This window comes from Streptomyces sp. NPDC030183 (assembly GCF_055573455.1).
This window is the reverse complement of record NZ_JBVIBK010000005.1, coordinates 182,961-200,820: the sequence shown is the minus strand read 5'-3', so window position 1 is coordinate 200,820 and position 17,860 is coordinate 182,961. Positions and strand designations below refer to the sequence as shown.

Sequence of the window (17,860 nt, the reverse complement as noted above, 5' to 3'; positions counted from 1 at the left end):
GGCGATGGCCGGAGTGCCGGCCGTCGGTCCTGCGATTTCTTGCCCTGCCCCGCAGAAGTTCGTTCTCTTCCCGGCCCGAAGGTCGGGGTATCCACGAAGGAGTCCGAATGACCGCATCCCCGGTCGCCCCCGGTGGTCTGCTTCGGACCCGCGACCCGTCGGCGGCGCTGCGTGTCGTCCGGTCAGCACTGTCCACCGAGGGCACCGTGACGGCCACACCGGACTTCCGGTCCTGGTTCGCCGAACGGCTGGCCCTGGCCGGGACCACCACGGTCGTCGGCATCGACTTCGCCGACCTGGTCGGCTGGCGTTTCGCCGACGACACCGGCAACCTGGTGCACGACAGCGGGAAGTTCTTCACCATCGAGGGCCTGTCGGTGGCCGCCGCTCACGGCCCGGTGGCGAGCTGGTCGCAGCCCATCATCAATCAGCCGGAGACCGGCGTGCTGGGCATCCTGGTCAAGGAGTTCGACGGGGTGCTGCACTGCCTGATGCAGGCCAAGATGGAGCCGGGCAACTGCAACGTGTTGCAACTGTCCCCGACCGTGCAGGCCACGCAGAGCAACTACACCGCGGTACACCGCGGCCGCCCGGTGCCCTATGTGGACATGTTCCTGTCCGCGCCACCGCGGTCGGTGCTCGCCGACGTGCTGCAGTCCGAGCAAGGCTCGTGGTTCTACCGCAAACGCAACCGCAACATCGTCGTGGAGGCCACCGCGGACGTCGAGGTGCTGCCCGGCTTCTGCTGGCTGTCACTGGGCCAGGTGCACGCGCTGCTCGCCGAGGACCACCTCGTCAACATGGACACGCGCACTGTGCTGTCCTGCCTGTCCTTGTCCGGACCGAACCTCGTCGGCGAGCTGGGCTGTGGCGCGTCCGGGTTCCGGGCGGCCCTCGTGCGGTCGATCGGAACGGAGTGGGGCGCACTGCACACCGACGGCGAGCTCCTGAGCTGGATCACCGACCTGCGGTCCCGCCGCGAGGTCGAGGCCACCCCGATCCCGCTGTGCGAGGTGCGCGGCTGGCGCCGGCAGCCCGACCGGATCACTCACGACACGGGCGTGTTCTTCGACGTCCGCGCGGTCGCGGTGGACGGCGGGGGCCGCGAGATCGACAGCTGGACGCAGCCGGTCATCGCCCCGCACGGGCTCGGCGTCGTGGCGTTCCTGGTCGCCCGGTTCTCCGGGGTGTTGCACATACTGGTCGGCGCCCATGCGGAGCCGGGCCTGGACTTCGTCGAGCTGGCGCCGACGGTGCAGTGCACGCCGGACAACTACGAGCACCTGCCGGCCGAAGCCAGGCCGCCCTTCCTGGACGACGTGCTGGCCGCGCCGGCCGACCGGATCCGGTTCGACAGCGAGCTCTCCGAGGAGGGCGGCCGGTTCCTCCACGCCCGTACCCGGCACATGATCGTCGAGGTCGACCCGGTGCTGGAGAACGGTGCCGGACCGGCCCGGCACCGGTGGATGACCATGGCCCAGATCGTCGGGTTGCTACGGCACAGCCACTACGTGAACGTGCAGGCCCGCAGTCTGGTGGCGTGCCTGCACAGCCTCGTGGCTCGCGACGACGACGGTCCGGTCGCGCCGGGTGGGGGCGCCTGATGGCCCGGCCTCTCGCTGACTCCGCCCCCGGAGCGGACTTCGACCCGGCGGCGACAGTGCGGATCGGTGTGCTGGGGACGGCATCCACCGCGTGGCGGCGAATGCTACCTGCTCTGACCGGTACGGCCGGGGTGTCGGTCGCGGCCATCGCGAGCCGGGACCGGTCCAGGGCCGCGGCGTTCACCGAGCGGTTCGGTGGCGAGCCGATCGAAGGGTACGCGGCGCTGTTGGAGCGCGCCGACATCGACGCCGTCTACGTCCCGCTGCCGAACGCCCTCCATCACGAGTGGGCCGCGGCCGCGCTCGCGGCCGGAAAGCACGTCCTGGCGGAGAAACCGCTGACGACGTGCGCCGCCGACACGGCTGATCTGGTGCGCCTGGCCGAAGTGAACAATCTCGTGCTGCGCGAGAACTTCACGTTCGTGCACCACCCGGTGCACGCCGTCGTGCGGAACCTGGTGAGCGCCGGTCGGATCGGCGAGCCTCGGCACTTCACCAGTTCGTTCTGCTTCCCGCCGCTTCCCGACACCGACGTGCGTTACCGGCCCGAACTGGGCGGCGGGGCGTTGCTGGACGCCGGTGTCTACCCGATCCGGGCGGCGCAACTGTTGTTCGGCAACGAGATCGAGGTCGCCGGCGCGGTGCTGCACGTGGATCCGGTCACCGGAGTCGACGTGTCCGGCAGCGTGCTGCTCACGACCGGCGACGTGGTCGTGACGGCCGAGTTCGGCTTCCGGCACAGCTACGGTTCCCGCTACCGGCTGTGGGGCTCGTCCGCCCAGCTGCTGCTGGAGCGCGCGTTCACCCCACCCCCGACCCACCAGCCGGTGCTGCGCATCGATGAACAGGACCATGCCGAGGAGATCGTGACGCCGGCCGCCGACCAGTTCGCCCGATCGGCTGCCGCTTTCACCGCCGAGGTCCGAGCCCGCCGAGCCGGCGTGCCGGACCCGGCAGCGGCCTCCAATGCCGACACCCTGTGCACCGCCCGACTTCTTGACGCCATCAGGGCATCCGCTCGCGTCGTCACCGTGTCCGGAGGACACTGATGCTCGTCATCGGCCGGGGCTTCATCGCAAGCCACCTCAGCACGATCGCCGACCGGCACCCGCACGCCGTGGTGGTGGCTGCCGGTGTGTCCAGCGTACGGGTGACCGATCCGGCGGAGTTCGCCAGGGAGCGGGCGCTCATGGCCGATGTGACGCAGCGCTGCCTGCGAGAGAACCTGACGGCGGTGGTGCTGTCGACCGCGTCGCACGCGATGTACGGCTCGACCGACCACGTCGTGGAGGAACGGGAACCCGTCTCGCCGAGTTCGCCCTACGGGCGGCACAAACTCGGGCTGGAGCGGCAGGTGGCGGACTCGGGCGCGAACTGGCTCGTGCTGCGGCTGGCGCATGTCGTCGGCGCACGACAGCGGCCGCACCAACTGCTGCCCGCGTTCGTCGAGCAGGTGCGTTCGGGAACCGTCCGGCTGTACCGGGACACCTACCGGGATCTGGTCGACGTGCGCGATGTCGTGTCCACCGTGGACGGTCTGCTGGCGGCCGGCGTGCAGGGCGAGGTGGTGCACGTCGCCTCTGGCACACCGGTGCCGGTGACCGCGATCGCCGCCGGGGTGCGGGCTCGGATGGGCCTGCCGGCCCGGCTGGAGGTCGTCGACGCCCCGCCGGTGCGCACGACGGTCTCCACCGCCCGGTTGCGGGCCCTGCTGCCGACCGCCGTCCTGCCGGGCGGCGCCGGCCACCTCGATCGGCTACTCGACCGGTACGTGGCCCACTACGCCGGCTGAGCTCGCCCCCAGCCGGTGGGGTGCCTTGTCCCAGGCGTTCCGCCCTCCAGCGACCGCGCCGGGGTATCGCGCGCCGAGCCGGCCGGGGTATCGCGCGCCGAACTGCTTGTCGGACTCGTCCGCGCAACGGACTGCCGTCCTGACCTGGCGCGTCCGGTCCAGCCGTCGGCGATATTCATCCGCTATCCGTCCCTCCTAGGCTGCTAGCGCACCCTCAGGACCCCGCATCAGCTCAGTGTCGTGGTCCGACAGGGGCCCGAGCCTGACGGCAGGCGGGTCGGCAAGTCATCGACGAGTTGGGGTGGTCACGATGTTGGTGCTCGGGTTGAGCGGAAACTTCTCCGCGCGGGACTCGGATCTGGTCCCCCTCATGCCGGACCAGTTGTTCCACGACTCGGCCGCGTGTCTGGTGCGGGACGGCGAGGTGATCGCCGCCGTCGAGGAGGAACGGTTCAACCGGATCAAGAAGACCACCAAGTTCCCGGTCAACGCGATCCGCGCGTGCCTGGACGTGGCGGGGGTGACGGTCGACCAGCTCGACGGCGTGGCGTACTACTTCCGTGAGGACTTCGTCGACACCACGCTCAACTTCTTCTACACCGTCCACCCGAAGGTGCCCACGGTGTACTGCCGCCAGCTGATCAAGCAGTGGTTCGCCGAGGAGTTCGCCTGGGATCTCAGCGACGACAAGCTCGTCTTCACCCCGCACCACGACGCGCACGCGATCGCGGCGGTGGCCAGGTCCGGGATGCCGGAGTCGCTGGTGCTGGTCCTGGACGGCCGCGGCGAGGAGAACTCCGGCACCGTCTACCGGTCGGGCGGGGGACGGCTGGAGAAGCTGGCCGACTACCCGGTCTTCAAGTCACTGGGCATGCTCTACCTCAACGCCACCCAGCTGCTCGGCTACGGCTTCGGCGACGAGTACAAGGTGATGGGTCTGGCGCCCTACGGCGACCCGGCGACCTTCCGCGACGCCGTCAGCTCGCTGTACATGTTGGGCGACAAGGGCGATTACAACCTGCTGCCGAACATGTCGGTGCCCGACCTGGTCGGCCCGTCGATGCTCGCGAGGGGCATCACGCCTCGCCGCAAGGGCGAGCCGTTCACCCAGCAGCACAAGGACTTCGCCGCCGCGACCCAGGAGGCGCTGGAGAAGATCGTGCTGCACGTGCTGACACACTGGGCCGAGTCGACCGGCCTGTCCCGGCTGTGTTTCGGCGGCGGCGTGGCCCACAACTCCACCCTGAACGGCAACATCCTGCGCTCCGGGCTGTTCCGCGAGGTGTTCGTGCACCCGGCATCGCACGACGCCGGCGCGAGCGAGGGTGCCGCCTTCCTCGCGGCCGACCAGCTGGGCGGTGCGGCCCGGCCCGTCCGCCGGTCCCGCACCGCGAGTTCAGGCCCCGCGCTGGGTACCGAGGCGGAAATCCGCGACCGACTGGGCGCGTGGGGTGCGGTGCTCGACTTCGAGCGGCACGAGGACATCGTGCCGGTCACGGCCGGACTGCTGGCCGACGGCGCGGTCCTGGGCTGGGCGCAAGGACGTTCGGAGTTCGGCCCGCGGGCGCTGGGCAACCGGAGCATCATCGCGGACGCCCGGCCGGCGGAGAACCAGACCAGGATCAACGCGATGGTGAAGCAGCGGGAGAGCTACCGGCCGTTCGCGCCCGTGGTCACCGCCGAGGCCGCCGCCGAGTACTTCGACCTGCCCGCCACCGAGGCGAACTACGACTTCATGTCCTACGTGGTTCCCGTCCGCGAGGAGCGCCGGCCGGAACTGGGCGCGGTCACCCACATCGACGGCACCGCGCGAGTGCAGGTCGTCGACCCGGTCGCGAACGAACGGTTCCACCGGCTCGTCACGGCCTTCGGCGAGCGCACCGGGACACCGGTACTGCTCAACACGTCCTTCAACAACAACGCGGAGCCGATCGTGCAGACCATCGACGACGTGGTGACGTGCTTCCTCACCACCGATCTGGATTACCTGGTGGTCGAGGACTTCCTGGTGCGCCGGCGTTCGGCGGCCCCATCGGCCGACCTGGACGCGCTCGTTCCCCGGTTGCGGCCGGTGACCAGGCTGGCGCGACGGCTCGGCACCGGGGCCGCCGCGGCAGGCCCCGCATGGCACGAGATCTCCCTGGACTACTACGGAGCTCCGGTGACCAGGGTGTCGGAGGAGCTGTTCGCGCTGCTCGGCGTCGTGGACGGCGTGCGCACCGTCGGCGAGCTGGCGAAGGAGGCCGGCGTCGTCACCGACGAGGTGCGTGCCGAGCTGTACGACGTCTGGCAGCAGCGGTACCTGACGCTGACCCCGGCCTGACGCCCCGTCCGGCGGAATGACCGTTCGGGCAGGCACGGTCTCGCTCGGTTCTCATGGGTACGGGCCACCGCGCCGGTGATCCCGAACATGCGATGACCCTGCTCGAAGTCCCCGCGCCGGTAGTCGGCCCCGCTCCCCCAAGACGCGCATGAGAACGGCTCAGGACGGGCCCCCGACGGATGCCCAAACACCGATCACGAGGGAGCGTGGAGCGCATGAAGGGCATCATTCTGGCGGGCGGCAACGGCACCCGCCTGCAGCCCCTCACGTTCGCGGGTTCCAAGCAACTGGCGCCGGTCTACGACAAGCCGATGATCTACTACCCGCTCTCCATGCTCATGCTGGCGGGCATCCGGGACATCCTCATCATCACGCGTCCTGCCGACCTCCCCGCCTTCCAGGCGCTTCTGGGCGACGGCCGGCAGCTGGGGCTGTCCCTCGGCTACGCCACGCAGGACAAGCCGCGCGGCATCGCCGACGCCTTCCTCGTGGGCGAGAACCACATCCGCGGCGAGCAGTGCGCGCTGATCCTCGGCGACAACTTCTTCCACGGCGCCAATCTGCCCACCATGCTGCGGCGTACCGCGCTCAAGATGGGTGGCTGTGTGCTGTTCGGTCACGAGGTGGCCGACCCGGAGCGGTTCGGAGTCGCCGAGATCGACGCGCAGGGCGAACTCGTCTCCATCGAGGAGAAGCCCCTCAATCCGCGCTCGAAGCTCGCCATCCCGGGGATGTACTTCTTCGACGCCCAGGTCACGGACATCGCCAGAGACCTGGAGCCGTCCCCCCGGGGCGAGCTGGAGATCACCGACGTGCTGCGCGTCTACCTGAAGATGGGCACCGCCGAACTGGTGTGGCTCGGCAGGGGCGTCACGTGGCTGGACACCGGCACGCATGAATCCCTGCTCGAAGCGAGCACTTTCGTGAGGGACACGCAGCGCAGGCAGGGCACCCGCCTCGGCTGCATCGAGGAGATCGCCATGCACATGGGATACATCGACCCGGACGACTGCCAAGCCCTGGGTGCGAGCATGGGCAATTCGCCCTACGGCGAGTACGTCATGGAGCGGGCGCGCCTGTGCAAGGCGGGCGTGCTGCTTCCGCTTCCTTCGGAGGGGCTGTGAATCTGCTGGTCACCGGCGCCGCCGGTTTCATCGGCTCCGCTTATGTACGGATGCTGCTCGCGGGCGACACCGCACAGCGCAGCGGGGTGTCCCAGGTCACGGTGCTGGACAGCCTGACCTACGCCGGGAGCCTGGACAATCTCGACCTCGGCGATCCCAGGCTGACGTTCGTCCGGGGCGACATCTGCGACGCTCCCCTCGTCGACAAGCTGATGCAACACGCCGACCAGGTGCTGCACTTCGCCGCCGAGTCCCATGTGGACCGCTCGATCGTCTCCGCCGACGCTTTCGTGCGCACCAACGTCATGGGCACCCAGACCCTGCTGGACGCCGCGCTGCGACACGGCGTCGACCGCTTCGTGCACGTGTCCACGGACGAGGTCTACGGCTCGGTGGAGAGCGGCTCCCGCACCGAGCGGGACCCCCTCGACCCCAACTCCCCCTACGCCGCCTCCAAGGCGGCCTCGGACCTTCTGGCCCTGTCGTACCACCGCACCCACGGCCTTGACGTGCGGGTCACCCGGTGCAGCAACAACTACGGGCCGCGGCAGTTCCCCGAGAAGATCATCCCGCTGTTCCTCACGACGCTGCTCGACGGTGGTGACGTCCCGCTGTACGGCGACGGGCTCAACCGGCGCGACTGGCTGCACGTCGAGGACCACTGCGCGGCCATCGAGCTGGTCCGCGCCGGCGGTGTCGCGGGCCGTGTCTACAACATCAGCGGCGGTGTCGAGCTGAGCAACCGGGAACTGACCGCGCGGCTGCTCGCGGCGGTCGGCGCGACCTGGGCGCGCGTACGGCAGGTACCGGACCGCAAGGGCCACGACAGGCGCTATGCGATCGACTGCACCAGGTTGCGGACCGAGCTGGGCTACCGTCCGCGGCACGACTTCGAGTCCGGGCTGGCCGAGACGTTCGCCTGGTATCGCGACAACCGGGACTGGTGGGAGCCCCTCAAGCGCCGGCAGCCCGCCTGAGAGCGCGTGGCCGGCGCGCACCGGCGCCGACACGGGGCCGCTGCGTCGGTTCGGTGCCCTGCCCCTCGTCTGCGATCTCGCCGTCCCGGGTCGCGGTCGTCGGCATCGAGGGAGTCGGTCGCCCGCATCCGGTCGGGCGGCTGAGGCCCCCGGAGGCCTCGGGGAGGGTCGGGTCGTGGGGGGGGGGGGGGGGGGGGGGGGGGGGGGGGAGAAGGGGGGGGGGGGGGGGGGGGGGGGGGGGGGGGGGGGGGGGGGGGGGGGGGGGCCGGGGGGAGTTCCCCCCCCCCCGTTTGGGGGTGTGAGTTCCCCCGGGGGGGGGGGGGGGGGTGTTTTTTCCTCCCCCCCCCCCCCCCCCCCCCCCCCCCCACCGCCACGTCGTACGAGTCCTCGGCGGGCTCCCGGACGAGGTGGTCCGGGAGCCCGCCGTGAGCTGCCCTCGGCAGCGGGACCGTCACGCCGGGGCCACGACCGAGGTGTCCGTGGCGGGCCGCGCCGTCAGGTCGGGGGCGATCAACCGGACGGTCGTGGAGGCGGGCCGGGGTGCGGCGACGAGATGCAGTCGTTCGACCTCCGCTGTCTCCTGCTCCTCCGCTCCCTCTTCCGCTCCCTCTGCCGCCCCTGCCGACGCGGGCCGCACGGCGTCGCGGCAGGCGCAGGGCTCTTCGTCGAAGCCCGCGAACCGGTAGGCGACCTCCATCATGCGGTTGCGGTCCGTTCGCCGGAAGTCGGCCACGAGATGGACGCCGGCCGCGGCGGCCTGGTCCACGAGCCAGTTCAGGATGACCGATCCGGCGCCGAAGGAGACCACGCGGCAGGAGGTGGCGAGCAGCTTCAGGTGCCACACGGCCGGGTGCTTCTCGACCAGCGTGACGCCGACGGCCCCGTGCGGCCCGAACCGGTCGGTGAGGGTGGTGACCAGGACCTCGTGGCCGGGGTCCGCCGACAACTCGCGCAGCGTCCGGTCGGAGTAGTGCACTCCGGTGGCGTTCATCTGGCTGGTGCGCAGGGTGAGTTCCTCGACCCTGGTGATCTCCTCCTCGGTGGCCCGTCCGATGCGCATGACCAGGTCGAGGGAGCGGAGGAACTCCTCGTCGGGGCCCTCGTAGGCGGACCGTTCGGTCTCCCTGCGGAAGCCGGCCTGGTACATCTCGCGCCGGCGCCGGGAGTCCACCGTGCTCACGGCGGGGCTGAACTCGGGCAGGCCGGTGAGGGTGACCGCTTCCTCGGCGGAGTAGCAGCGGACGTCCGGGAGGTGGTGGGCGACCTCGGCCCGTTCGGCGGGCTGGTCGTCGATGAAGGCGATGGTCCGGTGGGCGAAGTTCAGGCCCTCGGCGATCCGCCGTACCGCTTCGGACTTGCGTCCCCAGCCGATCTCGGGCAGCACGAAGTACTCGGCGACGCCCAGCTCTTCGAGACGGGCCCAGGCCAGGTCGTGGTCGTTGCGGCTGCAGACGGACTGCAGGACGCCCCGCGCGTCGAGTTCGACGATCGTCGCCCGTATCGCGTCGGGCAGCCGTACCTCCGCGTCCTCCAGCAGCGTGCCCTGCCAGAGGGTGTTGTCCAGGTCCCAGACCAGGCACTTCACGAGGGCCGGCGCGTCGGCGCCGGACTTGTCGCTCATGTCGGCTCCACACTTGTCAACGCGTGTTGGGCGAGCAGGAGTTCGCACATCTCGTTGCTGCCCTCGATGATCTCCATGAGTTTGGCGTCCCGGTAGGCGCGGGCCACCGGATGGCCGTCCTGGGCTCCCGCCGACGCCATGACCTGTACGGCGGAGGCGGCCCCGCGGGCGGCGTGGCCGGCGCTGACGTGCTTGGCGAGGATGGTGGCGACCACCATGTCGGGGGACCCGGTGTCCCAGCGGTGGCTGGCGTGTTCGCAGGCGCGGGAGGCGACCTGTTCCGCGACGAAGAGATCGGCGAGGTGCTTGGCGACGAGCTGGTGACGGGCCAGCGGCTGCCCGAACTGCTCGCGGGACGCGGCGTGCCGGGTCGTCGCGGCCAGGCAGGCGCGCAGGATTCCGACGCATCCCCAGGCGACCGACATCCGTCCGTAGGCCAGGGCGGTGGTCACGAGCAGCGGCAGGGACAGGCCCCCGCCGCCCAGCACGCTGTCGGCGGGAAGGCGTACGGAGTCGAGGCGGACCTCGGCGTGTCCGGCGGCGCGGCAGCCCAGGGGGTCGGCAACCCGTCGTACGTCGACGCCCGGGGCCCGGGCGGGTACGACCACGGCGGCGGCGCCGTCGCCCATCCGTCCGAAGACGATGAGCAGGTCGGCGTAGTGGGCAGCCGTCATCCACACCTTGTGGCCGTCGACCACGACGGTGTCGCCGTCGACGGTGATCCGGGTGTCGATGCCCGACAGATCGCTGCCGGCCTGGCTCTCGCTGAAGCCGACGGCGGCCAGTTCGCCCGAGGTGAGGCGGGGCAGCAGTGCGCGGCGCTGGGCCTCGTCGCCGAGCCGTTCGACGGTCCAGGCGGCCATGCCCTGGGAGGTCATGACGCTGCGCAGGGAGCTGCACAGGCTGCCGACGTGGGCGGTGAACTCGCCGCCGGTGCGGCTGTCCCAGCCGAGGCCGCCGTACTCGGTGGGCACACCGGCGCACAACTGCCCGGCGGCGCCGAGCTTCCTCAGCAGCTCGGCGGGGAGCAGGCCCGAGCGGTCCCAGTCACCGGCCCGGTCACCGACGAGGCCGGTGACCGAGGCCGTCGCCTCGGCGAGGCGCTCACTCACCGCCGTCCCCGGCGGCCGCGCGCAGACGGCGGACCAGTGCCGCCATTCCCGTGACGGTACGGAAGTTGTCCAGCCGCAGGTCGGCGCCCCGGATCGCGATGCCGTAGGACTTCTCCAGGTGGACGACGAGTTCCATGGCGAACAGGGAAGAGAGCCCGCCGGCCGCGAAGAGGTCGGTGTCCTCCTCCCAGACGGTCTTGGTGCGGACGTGCAGGAAGTCGAGGAGTTCCTTCTCGACGGTCGCCTCGGATGGCATGGTCATGACTTTCATCCCTCGTATTCGTAGAAACCACGGCCGGACTTCCGGCCGATGTGGCCCGCTCGCACCTTCTCCAGCAGCAGGTCGCACGGACGGCAGCCGCTGTCACCGGTGCGCTCGTACAGCACGTTCAGCGAGTCGACGAGGTTGTCGATGCCGATGAGGTCCGCGGTGCGCAGCGGCCCCGTGGCGTGCCCCAGGCAGCCCTGCATCAGGGCGTCGACGTCCTCGGCGGTCGCGGTCCCCTCCTGCACCACCCGGGCCGCGTCGTTGATCATCGGGTGCAGGACCCGGCTGGTCACGAAGCCGGGGGCGTCCCTGACCACGACGGGCTGACGGCGCAGGGTGGTGAGCAGGGCCCGTACGGAGTCCATGGCGGCATCGCCGGTGCGGGCGCCGCGGATGACCTCGACCGTGCGGATCAGATAGGACGGGTTCATGAAATGCGTGCCGACGAGTTCTGCCGGACGCACGGCGGCCGAGGCCAGTTCGTCAATGGGAATGGACGAGGTGTTGGACACCAGGACAGTACCAGGGGAAACGACCGCGGAAACCTCCGCGATCACTTTCTCCTTGATCTCCGCTATTTCCGTGACGGCTTCGATGACCGCGGTGGAACCGGCCGCGTCGGACACGGAATCGCTGATGACGAGTTCCCCGGCGGGAAGGTCGTCCGGCAGTGCGCCCATCAGTCGCGCGATCCTCAGTTCGTGGGCGATGCGGGCTTCGGCCGCCTCACGTTTGGCCTGGTCGACGTCGACCAGCGTCACCGGCACACCGTGACCGACCGCCAGTGTGGTGATGCCGACACCCATGACGCCTGCGCCCAGGACAGTGAGGCGAGGCGCCTTTTCGGCACCACCAGCATTGTTTTCCGACATTTCACTCCCCTTCATTTTTCACAGTTTCGCCGAGCCATCCATCGACGGCTTCGACCGTCGTTTTGAGATGCTGTTCCATCATCGACCAGTGATTTCCCGGAACGTCCAGGACGGAATGCGCGGACGGCCATGAGGCCCGCCAGTCGATGTCGCTGTCCGGTGCCGGTTCCGCCAGGGGGCTCGACGCGCGGACCAGCAGCACGGGCGCCGCGACGGGGGGCGGCTCCCAGTCGTCCAGGAGCTGGAAGTAGCGGCCCATGGCGGTCAGCCGGGTGCCGTCCATCGGGGCGGCCCGGTCCTCGCGCTCGAACATGCCGCTGACCAGGACGTCGTCGAACTGGGTCATCGCCTCGTCCCCGGACAGATAGGTGTCCAGCAGCACCACGGCGGCCGGGCCGGCTCCGAGCGCTTCCAGGCGGGCGGCGGCGGCGTGGGCGAGGGTGCCGCCCGACGAGGAGCCGAGCAGCACCTTCGGCCGGTCACCGAGGCGCCGCAGGAGGACCTCGGTCTGGAAGTCCAGCAGGGCGGACATGCCGGCGGGCAGCGGCTCGTCGGGGGCGAAGCCGGGCGCGTCCAGCGCGCTGACGCCGTAGCGGCCCTCGAAGGCGGACGCGAAGCGGCTGTACTGATGGGCTCCGCCGAGCGCCACCACCGAGGCGAAGCAGACCAGTTCGGGCGCGTCGTCGCGGACGTGCAGCCGCAAAAGCTCCGGACGGCGTCCGGACGAGTTCAGCAGCTCGGGGCCGGACCCGAAATCGGGGCGGAGCTTCGCGGCCTGCTGGAGGATCTGGATGCCCTCGTGGATCCGGCCCACCTCGCACGCCTGCCGGAACAGGGCGCTGACCGCGTCGTGCGGCGGTTCACCGACCCCCCGCCCGGCTCCGGGAGCGGTGCTCCGGGTCAGTTCCGCCCGCAGGTGCCCGGCCAGCCGGGCGGGGGTTCCCGAGTCGAGTACGGCGGTGGGGCGCAGCCGTAGGTCGAGTGCGGCGGCGAGGCGGTTGCGCAGCTCGACTGCGGTCAGCGAGTCGAACCCGCTCTCCAGGAAGGCGTCCCCCTCGGACAGCGCGTCCGGGTCGGCGTGGCCGAGCACCTCGGCCGCCTGGGTCCGCACCAGCCGCAGCAGGATCTCGCCCTGTTCGGCCTCCGGCACGGCGGCCAGCCGGGGCCGCAGCGACGCCTCGGGCGCCGGGCCACGCCGGCGTGCGGCGGGGGTCCGGACCAGCGACCGCAGCAGGTGGGGCACCGGGCCGCCGGGGCGGGATCGGAGGTCGAGGCCCACCGGGACGAGGACGGGGTCGTCGCCCGCCAGTGCGGCGTCGAACAGTGCCAGGCCCTCCTCGGTGGGCAGGGCACGCACCCCGCTGCGGGCCATCCGCCGCAGGTCCGTGTCGCCGAGGCCGTCGGTGAGAGCGGTGCGCTGCTCCCACAGGCCCCAGGCCAGGGAGGTGCCGGGCAGCCCCGCCCGGTGGCGGACGGCGGCCAGGGCGTCGGTGAAGGCGTTGGCGGCGGCGTAGGCGGACTGGCCCGGACTGCCGAAGACCCCGGCGGCGGAGGAGAACAGCACGAACGCCGTCAGATCCTGGTCCCGGGTCAGCTCGTGCAGGTTCCAGGCGCCGTCGGCCTTGGGGCGCAGGACGGCCGACAGCCGCTCGGGGGTGAGGTCGGTCAACAGCCCGTCGTCCAGCACACCCGCCGTGTGCACCACGGCGCGCAGCGGGTGCTCCGGTGGGATCGCCGCGAGGCGGGCCGCCAGCGCCTCCCGGTCGGCCACGTCGCACGCCGCGACGGTGACCTCGGCTCCCGCCGCGCTCAGCTCCTCCGTGAGCGCGGCCATGCCCTCGTCAGCGGCGCCCCGGCGGCCGAGCAGCAGCAGACGCCGTACGCCGTGGTGGGTGACCAGGTGACGGGCCACCAGTCCGCCCAGGGTGCCTCCGCCGCCGGTGACGAGGACGGTGCCCTCCGGGCCGAACCCGGCGGGCCGGTCGGCGACGGGCGGGCGGACCAGTCGGGGTGCGTACACGATGCCTTCGCGCAGGGCCAGTTGGGGTTCGCCCTCGGCCAGGGCGGTGGCGAGGGCCGCTTCGAGGCCGTCGCCGCCGTCGGTGTCCAGCAGGACGAAGCGGCCGGGGTGCTCCAGCTGGGCGGTGCGCAGCAGCCCCCAGCCGGCGGCGCCCCCGAGATCCGTGGGGGCGCCGTCGAGGTCGACCGCGCCACGGGTGAGCAGCACCAGGGGGGTTTCGGTGGACTTCGGCTCCGCCAGCCAGCGGTGCAGCAGGTCCAGTACGGCGTTCAGGGCGGCGCGGGCCGCTTCGGGGCCCGCGCCGCCGACGGGCGGGCACAGGGCCAGCACGGCGTCGCACGTGGGGGGCACGTCGGCGAGGTCCGGGCACGGCGCGGCCTGGAAGCCGGCCGGCAGCAGACCGCCGCCGGAGGTGCCGAGCACGGCCCAGGTTCCGGTGGCCGGTCCGGTGCCGGGCAGCCGGGTCCAGTCGAGGCGGAACAGGGACCGCTCGGGTGCGGCGGGGGCGCCCGCCGCCCGCAGGGTCAGCGCGCCGACGGTCACGACCGGGCGGCCGGTGCGGTCGGTGACCCGCACCGACACGGCGTCACCGTCCTGCGGGGTAGGGCTCAGCACCACCCGCAGGACCGGGTCGGCCGTGGGGGCGATCGTCACGTCGTGCCAGGAGAAGGGCAGCGGTACGCCTCCCGTGCGCGCGTCCGTGTCGCGGGTGCCGCCGGGGCGCAGGGCCACCGTCTGCAGCGCGGCGTCGAGCAGGGCCGGGTGGACGGCGAAGCCGCTCGCGCGGGTCCCCGGCGCCGACTCGGGCAGAGCCACCTCGGCGTGGATCTCGTCGCCGACCCGCCAGGCGGCGCGCAGGCCCTGGAAGAGCGGGCCGTAGTGGACCCCGGCCGCCTCGAAGTCCGCGTACAGGTGGTCGAGGTCGAGGCGTTCGGCGCCGTCGCCGGGCGGCCACCGACCGGGGTCACCCGGTGCGGAGGCGGGCGTCCCGGCCAGGGTGCCCCCCGCGTGGCGTACCCACGGTGCGGTGGAGGCGGCGTCGTCGGGGCGGGAGTACAGCGCCACGGCCCGGCGGCCCTCGGGATCGGGCGCGTCCACGGTCAGGCGGAGCAGTCGGGCCTCGTCGGCGGCGAGGACCAGGGGTGCGGCCAGGGTGAGTTCCTCGACCGTGGTGCAGCCGACGTGGACGGCGGCGTGCGCGGCCATCTCCACGAAGGCGACGCCGGGCAGCAGCACCGTGCCGGAGACAGCGTGGTCCGCGAGCCACGGATGGGTGCGCGCTGACATGCGCCCCGTGAAGAGCACTCCGTCGCCGTCCGGCAGATCCACGGCGGCGGTCAGCAGCGGGTGGCCCGTCTCCGTCTGGCCCGCCGACCCGGGGTCCCCGACGTGCGCGGGCACGTCGAGCCAGTAGTGGGTGCGCTGGAAGGCGTACGTGGGCAGGTCGGTGAGACGGGCTCCGGTGCCGTCGAACACGCGCCGCCAGTCGACGGCCACGCCGTTCGCGTGCGCCTCGCCGAGCGCCAGCAGCATCCGGTGCAGACCGCCCTCGTCGCGCCGCAGGGTGCCCAGCACCACGGCGTCGTCCGCGCCGGCGTCGGCCGCGGTGTCGCCGATGCCGTAGGTGAGCAGCGGGTGGGGGCTCACCTCGACGAAGGTGCGGTGCCCGGCGTCGAGGAGCAGGCGTATCGCGTCGTGGAAGCGGACGGTCTGGCGGAGGTTGCGGTACCAGTACGCGTGGGTGAGGTCACCGGCACCGACCCAGTCGGCGTCCACCGTGGACAGCAGGGGCACGGCCGGGGCCTTGGGGGCGAGCGAGGACAGGTCCTCGCGCAGCCGGTCGCGTACGGTGCTCACGTCGTCCGAGTGGGAGGCGTAGTCCACCGGGATGCGCCAGGCCATGACGCCCTCGGCGGAGAGTTCGTCGACGAGGGCGCCGACCTCGTCGCCGGGTCCGGCAACGACGAGCACGCGCGGCCCGTTGACGGCGGCGACCGTGACCTTGCCCGAGCGGCGTTCCAGGTACGGGGCGAGTTCGGCGGCGGAGAGCACGACGGTGGCCATGCCGCCGCCACCGGCGAGTCCGGCGAGGGCCCGGCTGCGCAGCGCCACCACGCGGGCCCCGTCCTCCAGGGTGAGCGCGCCCGCGACACAGGCGGCGGCGACCTCGCCCTGGCTGTGGCCGACGACGGCGGCGGGCTCGACGCCGTACGACCGCCACAGCGCGGCCAGCGACACCATCACGGAGAACAGCACGGGCTGGAGGACGTCCACCCGGTCCAGGGACGGCGCGCCGGGCGCGCCGCGCAGGACGTCGGTGACCGACCAGTCGACGTACGGGGCGAGTGCCTGTGCGCAGTCCGCCATGCGGGCCGCGAACGTGGGTGACTCGTCGAGCAGTTGGGCGGCCATACCGGGCCACTGCGAGCCGAGGCCGGGGAAGACGAAGACGGCCTTGCGTCCGGGCCGCGCGCGGGCGGAGACGACCGCCGGGTCGGGCCGTCCGGCGGCCAGCGCGGCCAGGCCGGACAGCAGGGCGGGACGGTCGTCGCCGACGACGACGGCGCGGTCGGCGAACGCGGACCGGGCGGTGGCCAGCGAGAAGCCCACGTCCAGGGGGTGCGCCTGCGGGGTGTCGGTCAGATGGGCGTGCAGGGCGGCGGCCTGTCCGCGCAGTGCCGCCTCGCCCTTCGCGGACAGCGCCCAGGCCACGGGGCCGGGCACCTCGTCACGTACCTCGTCGTCGGCGGGTACGTCGGCGGGCGCCGCCTCCAGAACGGTGTGGGCGTTGGTGCCGCTGGCGCCGAAGGAGGAGACTCCGGCGCGGCGGGGGTGGCCGTTGTCCGGCCAGGGGGTGGCCGTGGTGAGCAGGGCGATGTCGCCCTCGCTCCAGTCGACCTGCGGGGTGGGACGGTCGATGTGCAGGGTGCGGGGCAGCAGGCCGTGGCGCATCGCCAGCACCATCTTCATGACGCCGCCGACCCCGGCGGCGGCCTGGGTGTGGGTGAGGTTGGACTTGAGCGAGCCGAGCAGCAGCGGCCGGCCCGCCGGGCGGTTCTGACCGTAGGTGGCCAGCAGCGCCTGGGCCTCGATGGGGTCGCCGAGGCGGGTGCCCGTGCCGTGGGCCTCCACCGCGTCGACCTCGGCCGGCGAGAGGCCGGCCGCCGCCAGGGCCTGCTGGATCACCCGTTGCTGGGAAGGGCCGTTGGGCGCGGTCATGCCGTTGCTGGCGCCGTCCTGGTTGACCGCCGAGCCCCGCACCAGGGCGAGCACGGGGTGGCCGTTGCGCCGGGCGTCCGAGAGCCGTTCGAGGAGCAGCACGCCGACGCCCTCGCCGAAGCCGGCGCCGTCGGCGGCCGCGGCGAACGACTTGCTGCGGCCGTCCGGCGCCAGTCCGCGCTGGCGGCTGAAGCCGACGTACAGGCTCGGTGTGGACATCACCGTGACGCCGCCCGCCAAGGCGAGGGAGATCTCACCCGCCCGCAGCGCCTGGCAGGCCAGGTGGAGGGCAACCAGCGACGACGAGCACGCGGTGTCGATGGTGACGGCCGGGCCCTCCAGGCCGAGGGTGTAGGCGATCCGGCCGGTGACCACGCTGGGCACGGTGCCGGTGCCGATGAACGCCTCGACGTCCTCCGGTATCCGGGCCAGCCGGGCGCCGTACTCGTTGTACATGACGCCCGCGTAGACGCCGGTGCGGCTGCCGCGCAGGGACAGCGGGTCGATGCCGCCGCGCTCGACGGCCTCCCAGCAGGTCTCCAGCAGGAGTCGCTGCTGGGGGTCCATGGCGAGGGCCTCACGGGGCGATATCCCGAAGAAACCGGCGTCGAATTCGCAGGCGTCGTGCAGGAAGCCGCCCTCGCGTGTGTTGGACGTGCCCGGGGTGTCGGGGTCGGGGTCGTACAGCGCGGTGGCGTCCCAGCCCCGGTCGGTGGGGAACTCGCTGACCGCGTCGCGTTCTTCGACGAGGAGCCGCCACAGGTCCTCCGGGGTGCGGACCCCGCCCGGGAAGCGGCAGCTCATGGCGACGACGGCGACCGGTTCCCGGGACTCGTCGCGCAGCCGTGTGTTCTCGCCGCGCAGCCGCTCGTTCTCCAGCAGGGAGGCGCGCAGCGCCTCGACCACCTTGTCCGTGGACATCCCTCTC

General features: G+C 72.2%; 11 protein-coding genes. 6 read left to right on the top strand and 5 right to left on the bottom strand.

Annotated features, from left to right (window positions below; translation table 11 throughout):
* Positions 1-107: 107 nt before the first annotated feature.
* The 6 genes from ACZ4Z2_RS08055 to rfbB all read left to right on the top strand — a co-directional run bounded on the left by ACZ4Z2_RS08055 (position 108) and on the right by rfbB (position 7,820).
* On the top strand, positions 108-1,604 hold the full coding sequence (locus ACZ4Z2_RS08055; protein ID WP_468073554.1) for an NDP-hexose 2,3-dehydratase family protein: 1,497 nt from the start codon (positions 108-110) through the stop codon (positions 1,602-1,604).
* Positions 1,605-1,660: 56 nt separating this feature from the next.
* Complete coding sequence (locus ACZ4Z2_RS08050) at positions 1,661-2,653, top strand: Gfo/Idh/MocA family protein (protein ID WP_468073552.1); 993 nt, start codon at positions 1,661-1,663, stop codon at positions 2,651-2,653.
* Positions 2,653-3,396: an NAD-dependent epimerase/dehydratase family protein gene (locus ACZ4Z2_RS08045; RefSeq protein ID WP_468073550.1), complete on the top strand. Its 744-nt coding sequence runs from the start codon at positions 2,653-2,655 to the stop codon at positions 3,394-3,396. The genes ACZ4Z2_RS08050 and ACZ4Z2_RS08045 overlap by 1 nt, the downstream gene beginning before the upstream one ends.
* A gap of 370 nt (positions 3,397-3,766) precedes the next feature.
* Positions 3,767-5,719, top strand: a complete 1,953-nt coding sequence (locus ACZ4Z2_RS08040) for a carbamoyltransferase family protein (protein ID WP_468073548.1) — start codon at positions 3,767-3,769, stop codon at positions 5,717-5,719.
* A gap of 215 nt (positions 5,720-5,934) precedes the next feature.
* A complete protein-coding gene (gene rfbA / locus ACZ4Z2_RS08035) occupies positions 5,935-6,843 on the top strand; it encodes a glucose-1-phosphate thymidylyltransferase RfbA (protein WP_468073547.1) in 909 nt (302 codons plus the stop codon).
* Positions 6,840-7,820, top strand: coding sequence for a dTDP-glucose 4,6-dehydratase (rfbB, locus tag ACZ4Z2_RS08030; RefSeq protein ID WP_468073545.1), 981 nt, complete (start codon positions 6,840-6,842; stop codon positions 7,818-7,820). The genes rfbA and rfbB overlap by 4 nt, the downstream gene beginning before the upstream one ends.
* A gap of 451 nt (positions 7,821-8,271) precedes the next feature.
* Here the strand turns inward: rfbB and ACZ4Z2_RS08025 are convergent, their stop codons facing one another.
* From ACZ4Z2_RS08025 to ACZ4Z2_RS08005, 5 genes are read right to left on the bottom strand one after another with little or no spacing between them, the layout of a single operon-like run.
* On the bottom strand, positions 8,272-9,441 hold the full coding sequence (locus ACZ4Z2_RS08025) for an HAD-IIIC family phosphatase (protein WP_468073544.1): 1,170 nt from the start codon (positions 9,439-9,441) through the stop codon (positions 8,272-8,274).
* Positions 9,438-10,553, bottom strand: coding sequence for an acyl-CoA dehydrogenase family protein (locus ACZ4Z2_RS08020; protein ID WP_468073542.1), 1,116 nt, complete (start codon positions 10,551-10,553; stop codon positions 9,438-9,440). The genes ACZ4Z2_RS08025 and ACZ4Z2_RS08020 overlap by 4 nt, the downstream gene beginning before the upstream one ends.
* Positions 10,546-10,824, bottom strand: coding sequence for an acyl carrier protein (locus ACZ4Z2_RS08015; protein ID WP_468073540.1), 279 nt, complete (start codon positions 10,822-10,824; stop codon positions 10,546-10,548). The genes ACZ4Z2_RS08020 and ACZ4Z2_RS08015 overlap by 8 nt, the downstream gene beginning before the upstream one ends.
* The gene (locus ACZ4Z2_RS08010; protein WP_468073538.1) at positions 10,821-11,693 is read right to left on the bottom strand and encodes a 3-hydroxyacyl-CoA dehydrogenase family protein; all 873 of its coding nucleotides are present in this window, start codon (positions 11,691-11,693) and stop codon (positions 10,821-10,823) included. The genes ACZ4Z2_RS08015 and ACZ4Z2_RS08010 overlap by 4 nt, the downstream gene beginning before the upstream one ends.
* A 1-nt stretch (position 11,694) precedes the next feature.
* On the bottom strand, positions 11,695-17,853 hold the full coding sequence (locus ACZ4Z2_RS08005; protein ID WP_468073536.1) for a type I polyketide synthase: 6,159 nt from the start codon (positions 17,851-17,853) through the stop codon (positions 11,695-11,697).
* Positions 17,854-17,860: the final 7 nt, after the last annotated feature.

Bases quoted from the DNA above. Each gene is read 5' to 3' on its own strand.
- ACZ4Z2_RS08055 (WP_468073554.1), top strand. From the start codon at position 108: ATGACCGCATCCCCGGTCGCCCCCGGTGGTCTGCTTCGGACCCGCGAC.
- ACZ4Z2_RS08045 (WP_468073550.1), top strand. From the start codon at position 2,653: ATGCTCGTCATCGGCCGGGGCTTCATCGCAAGCCACCTCAGCACGATC.
- ACZ4Z2_RS08040 (WP_468073548.1), top strand. From the start codon at position 3,767: ATGCCGGACCAGTTGTTCCACGACTCGGCCGCGTGTCTGGTGCGGGAC.
- rfbA (WP_468073547.1), top strand. From the start codon at position 5,935: ATGAAGGGCATCATTCTGGCGGGCGGCAACGGCACCCGCCTGCAGCCC.
- ACZ4Z2_RS08025 (WP_468073544.1), bottom strand. From the start codon at position 9,441: ATGAGCGACAAGTCCGGCGCCGACGCGCCGGCCCTCGTGAAGTGCCTG.
- ACZ4Z2_RS08015 (WP_468073540.1), bottom strand. From the start codon at position 10,824: ATGAAAGTCATGACCATGCCATCCGAGGCGACCGTCGAGAAGGAACTC.
- ACZ4Z2_RS08010 (WP_468073538.1), bottom strand. From the start codon at position 11,693: ATGTCGGAAAACAATGCTGGTGGTGCCGAAAAGGCGCCTCGCCTCACT.
- ACZ4Z2_RS08005 (WP_468073536.1), bottom strand. From the start codon at position 17,853: ATGTCCACGGACAAGGTGGTCGAGGCGCTGCGCGCCTCCCTGCTGGAG.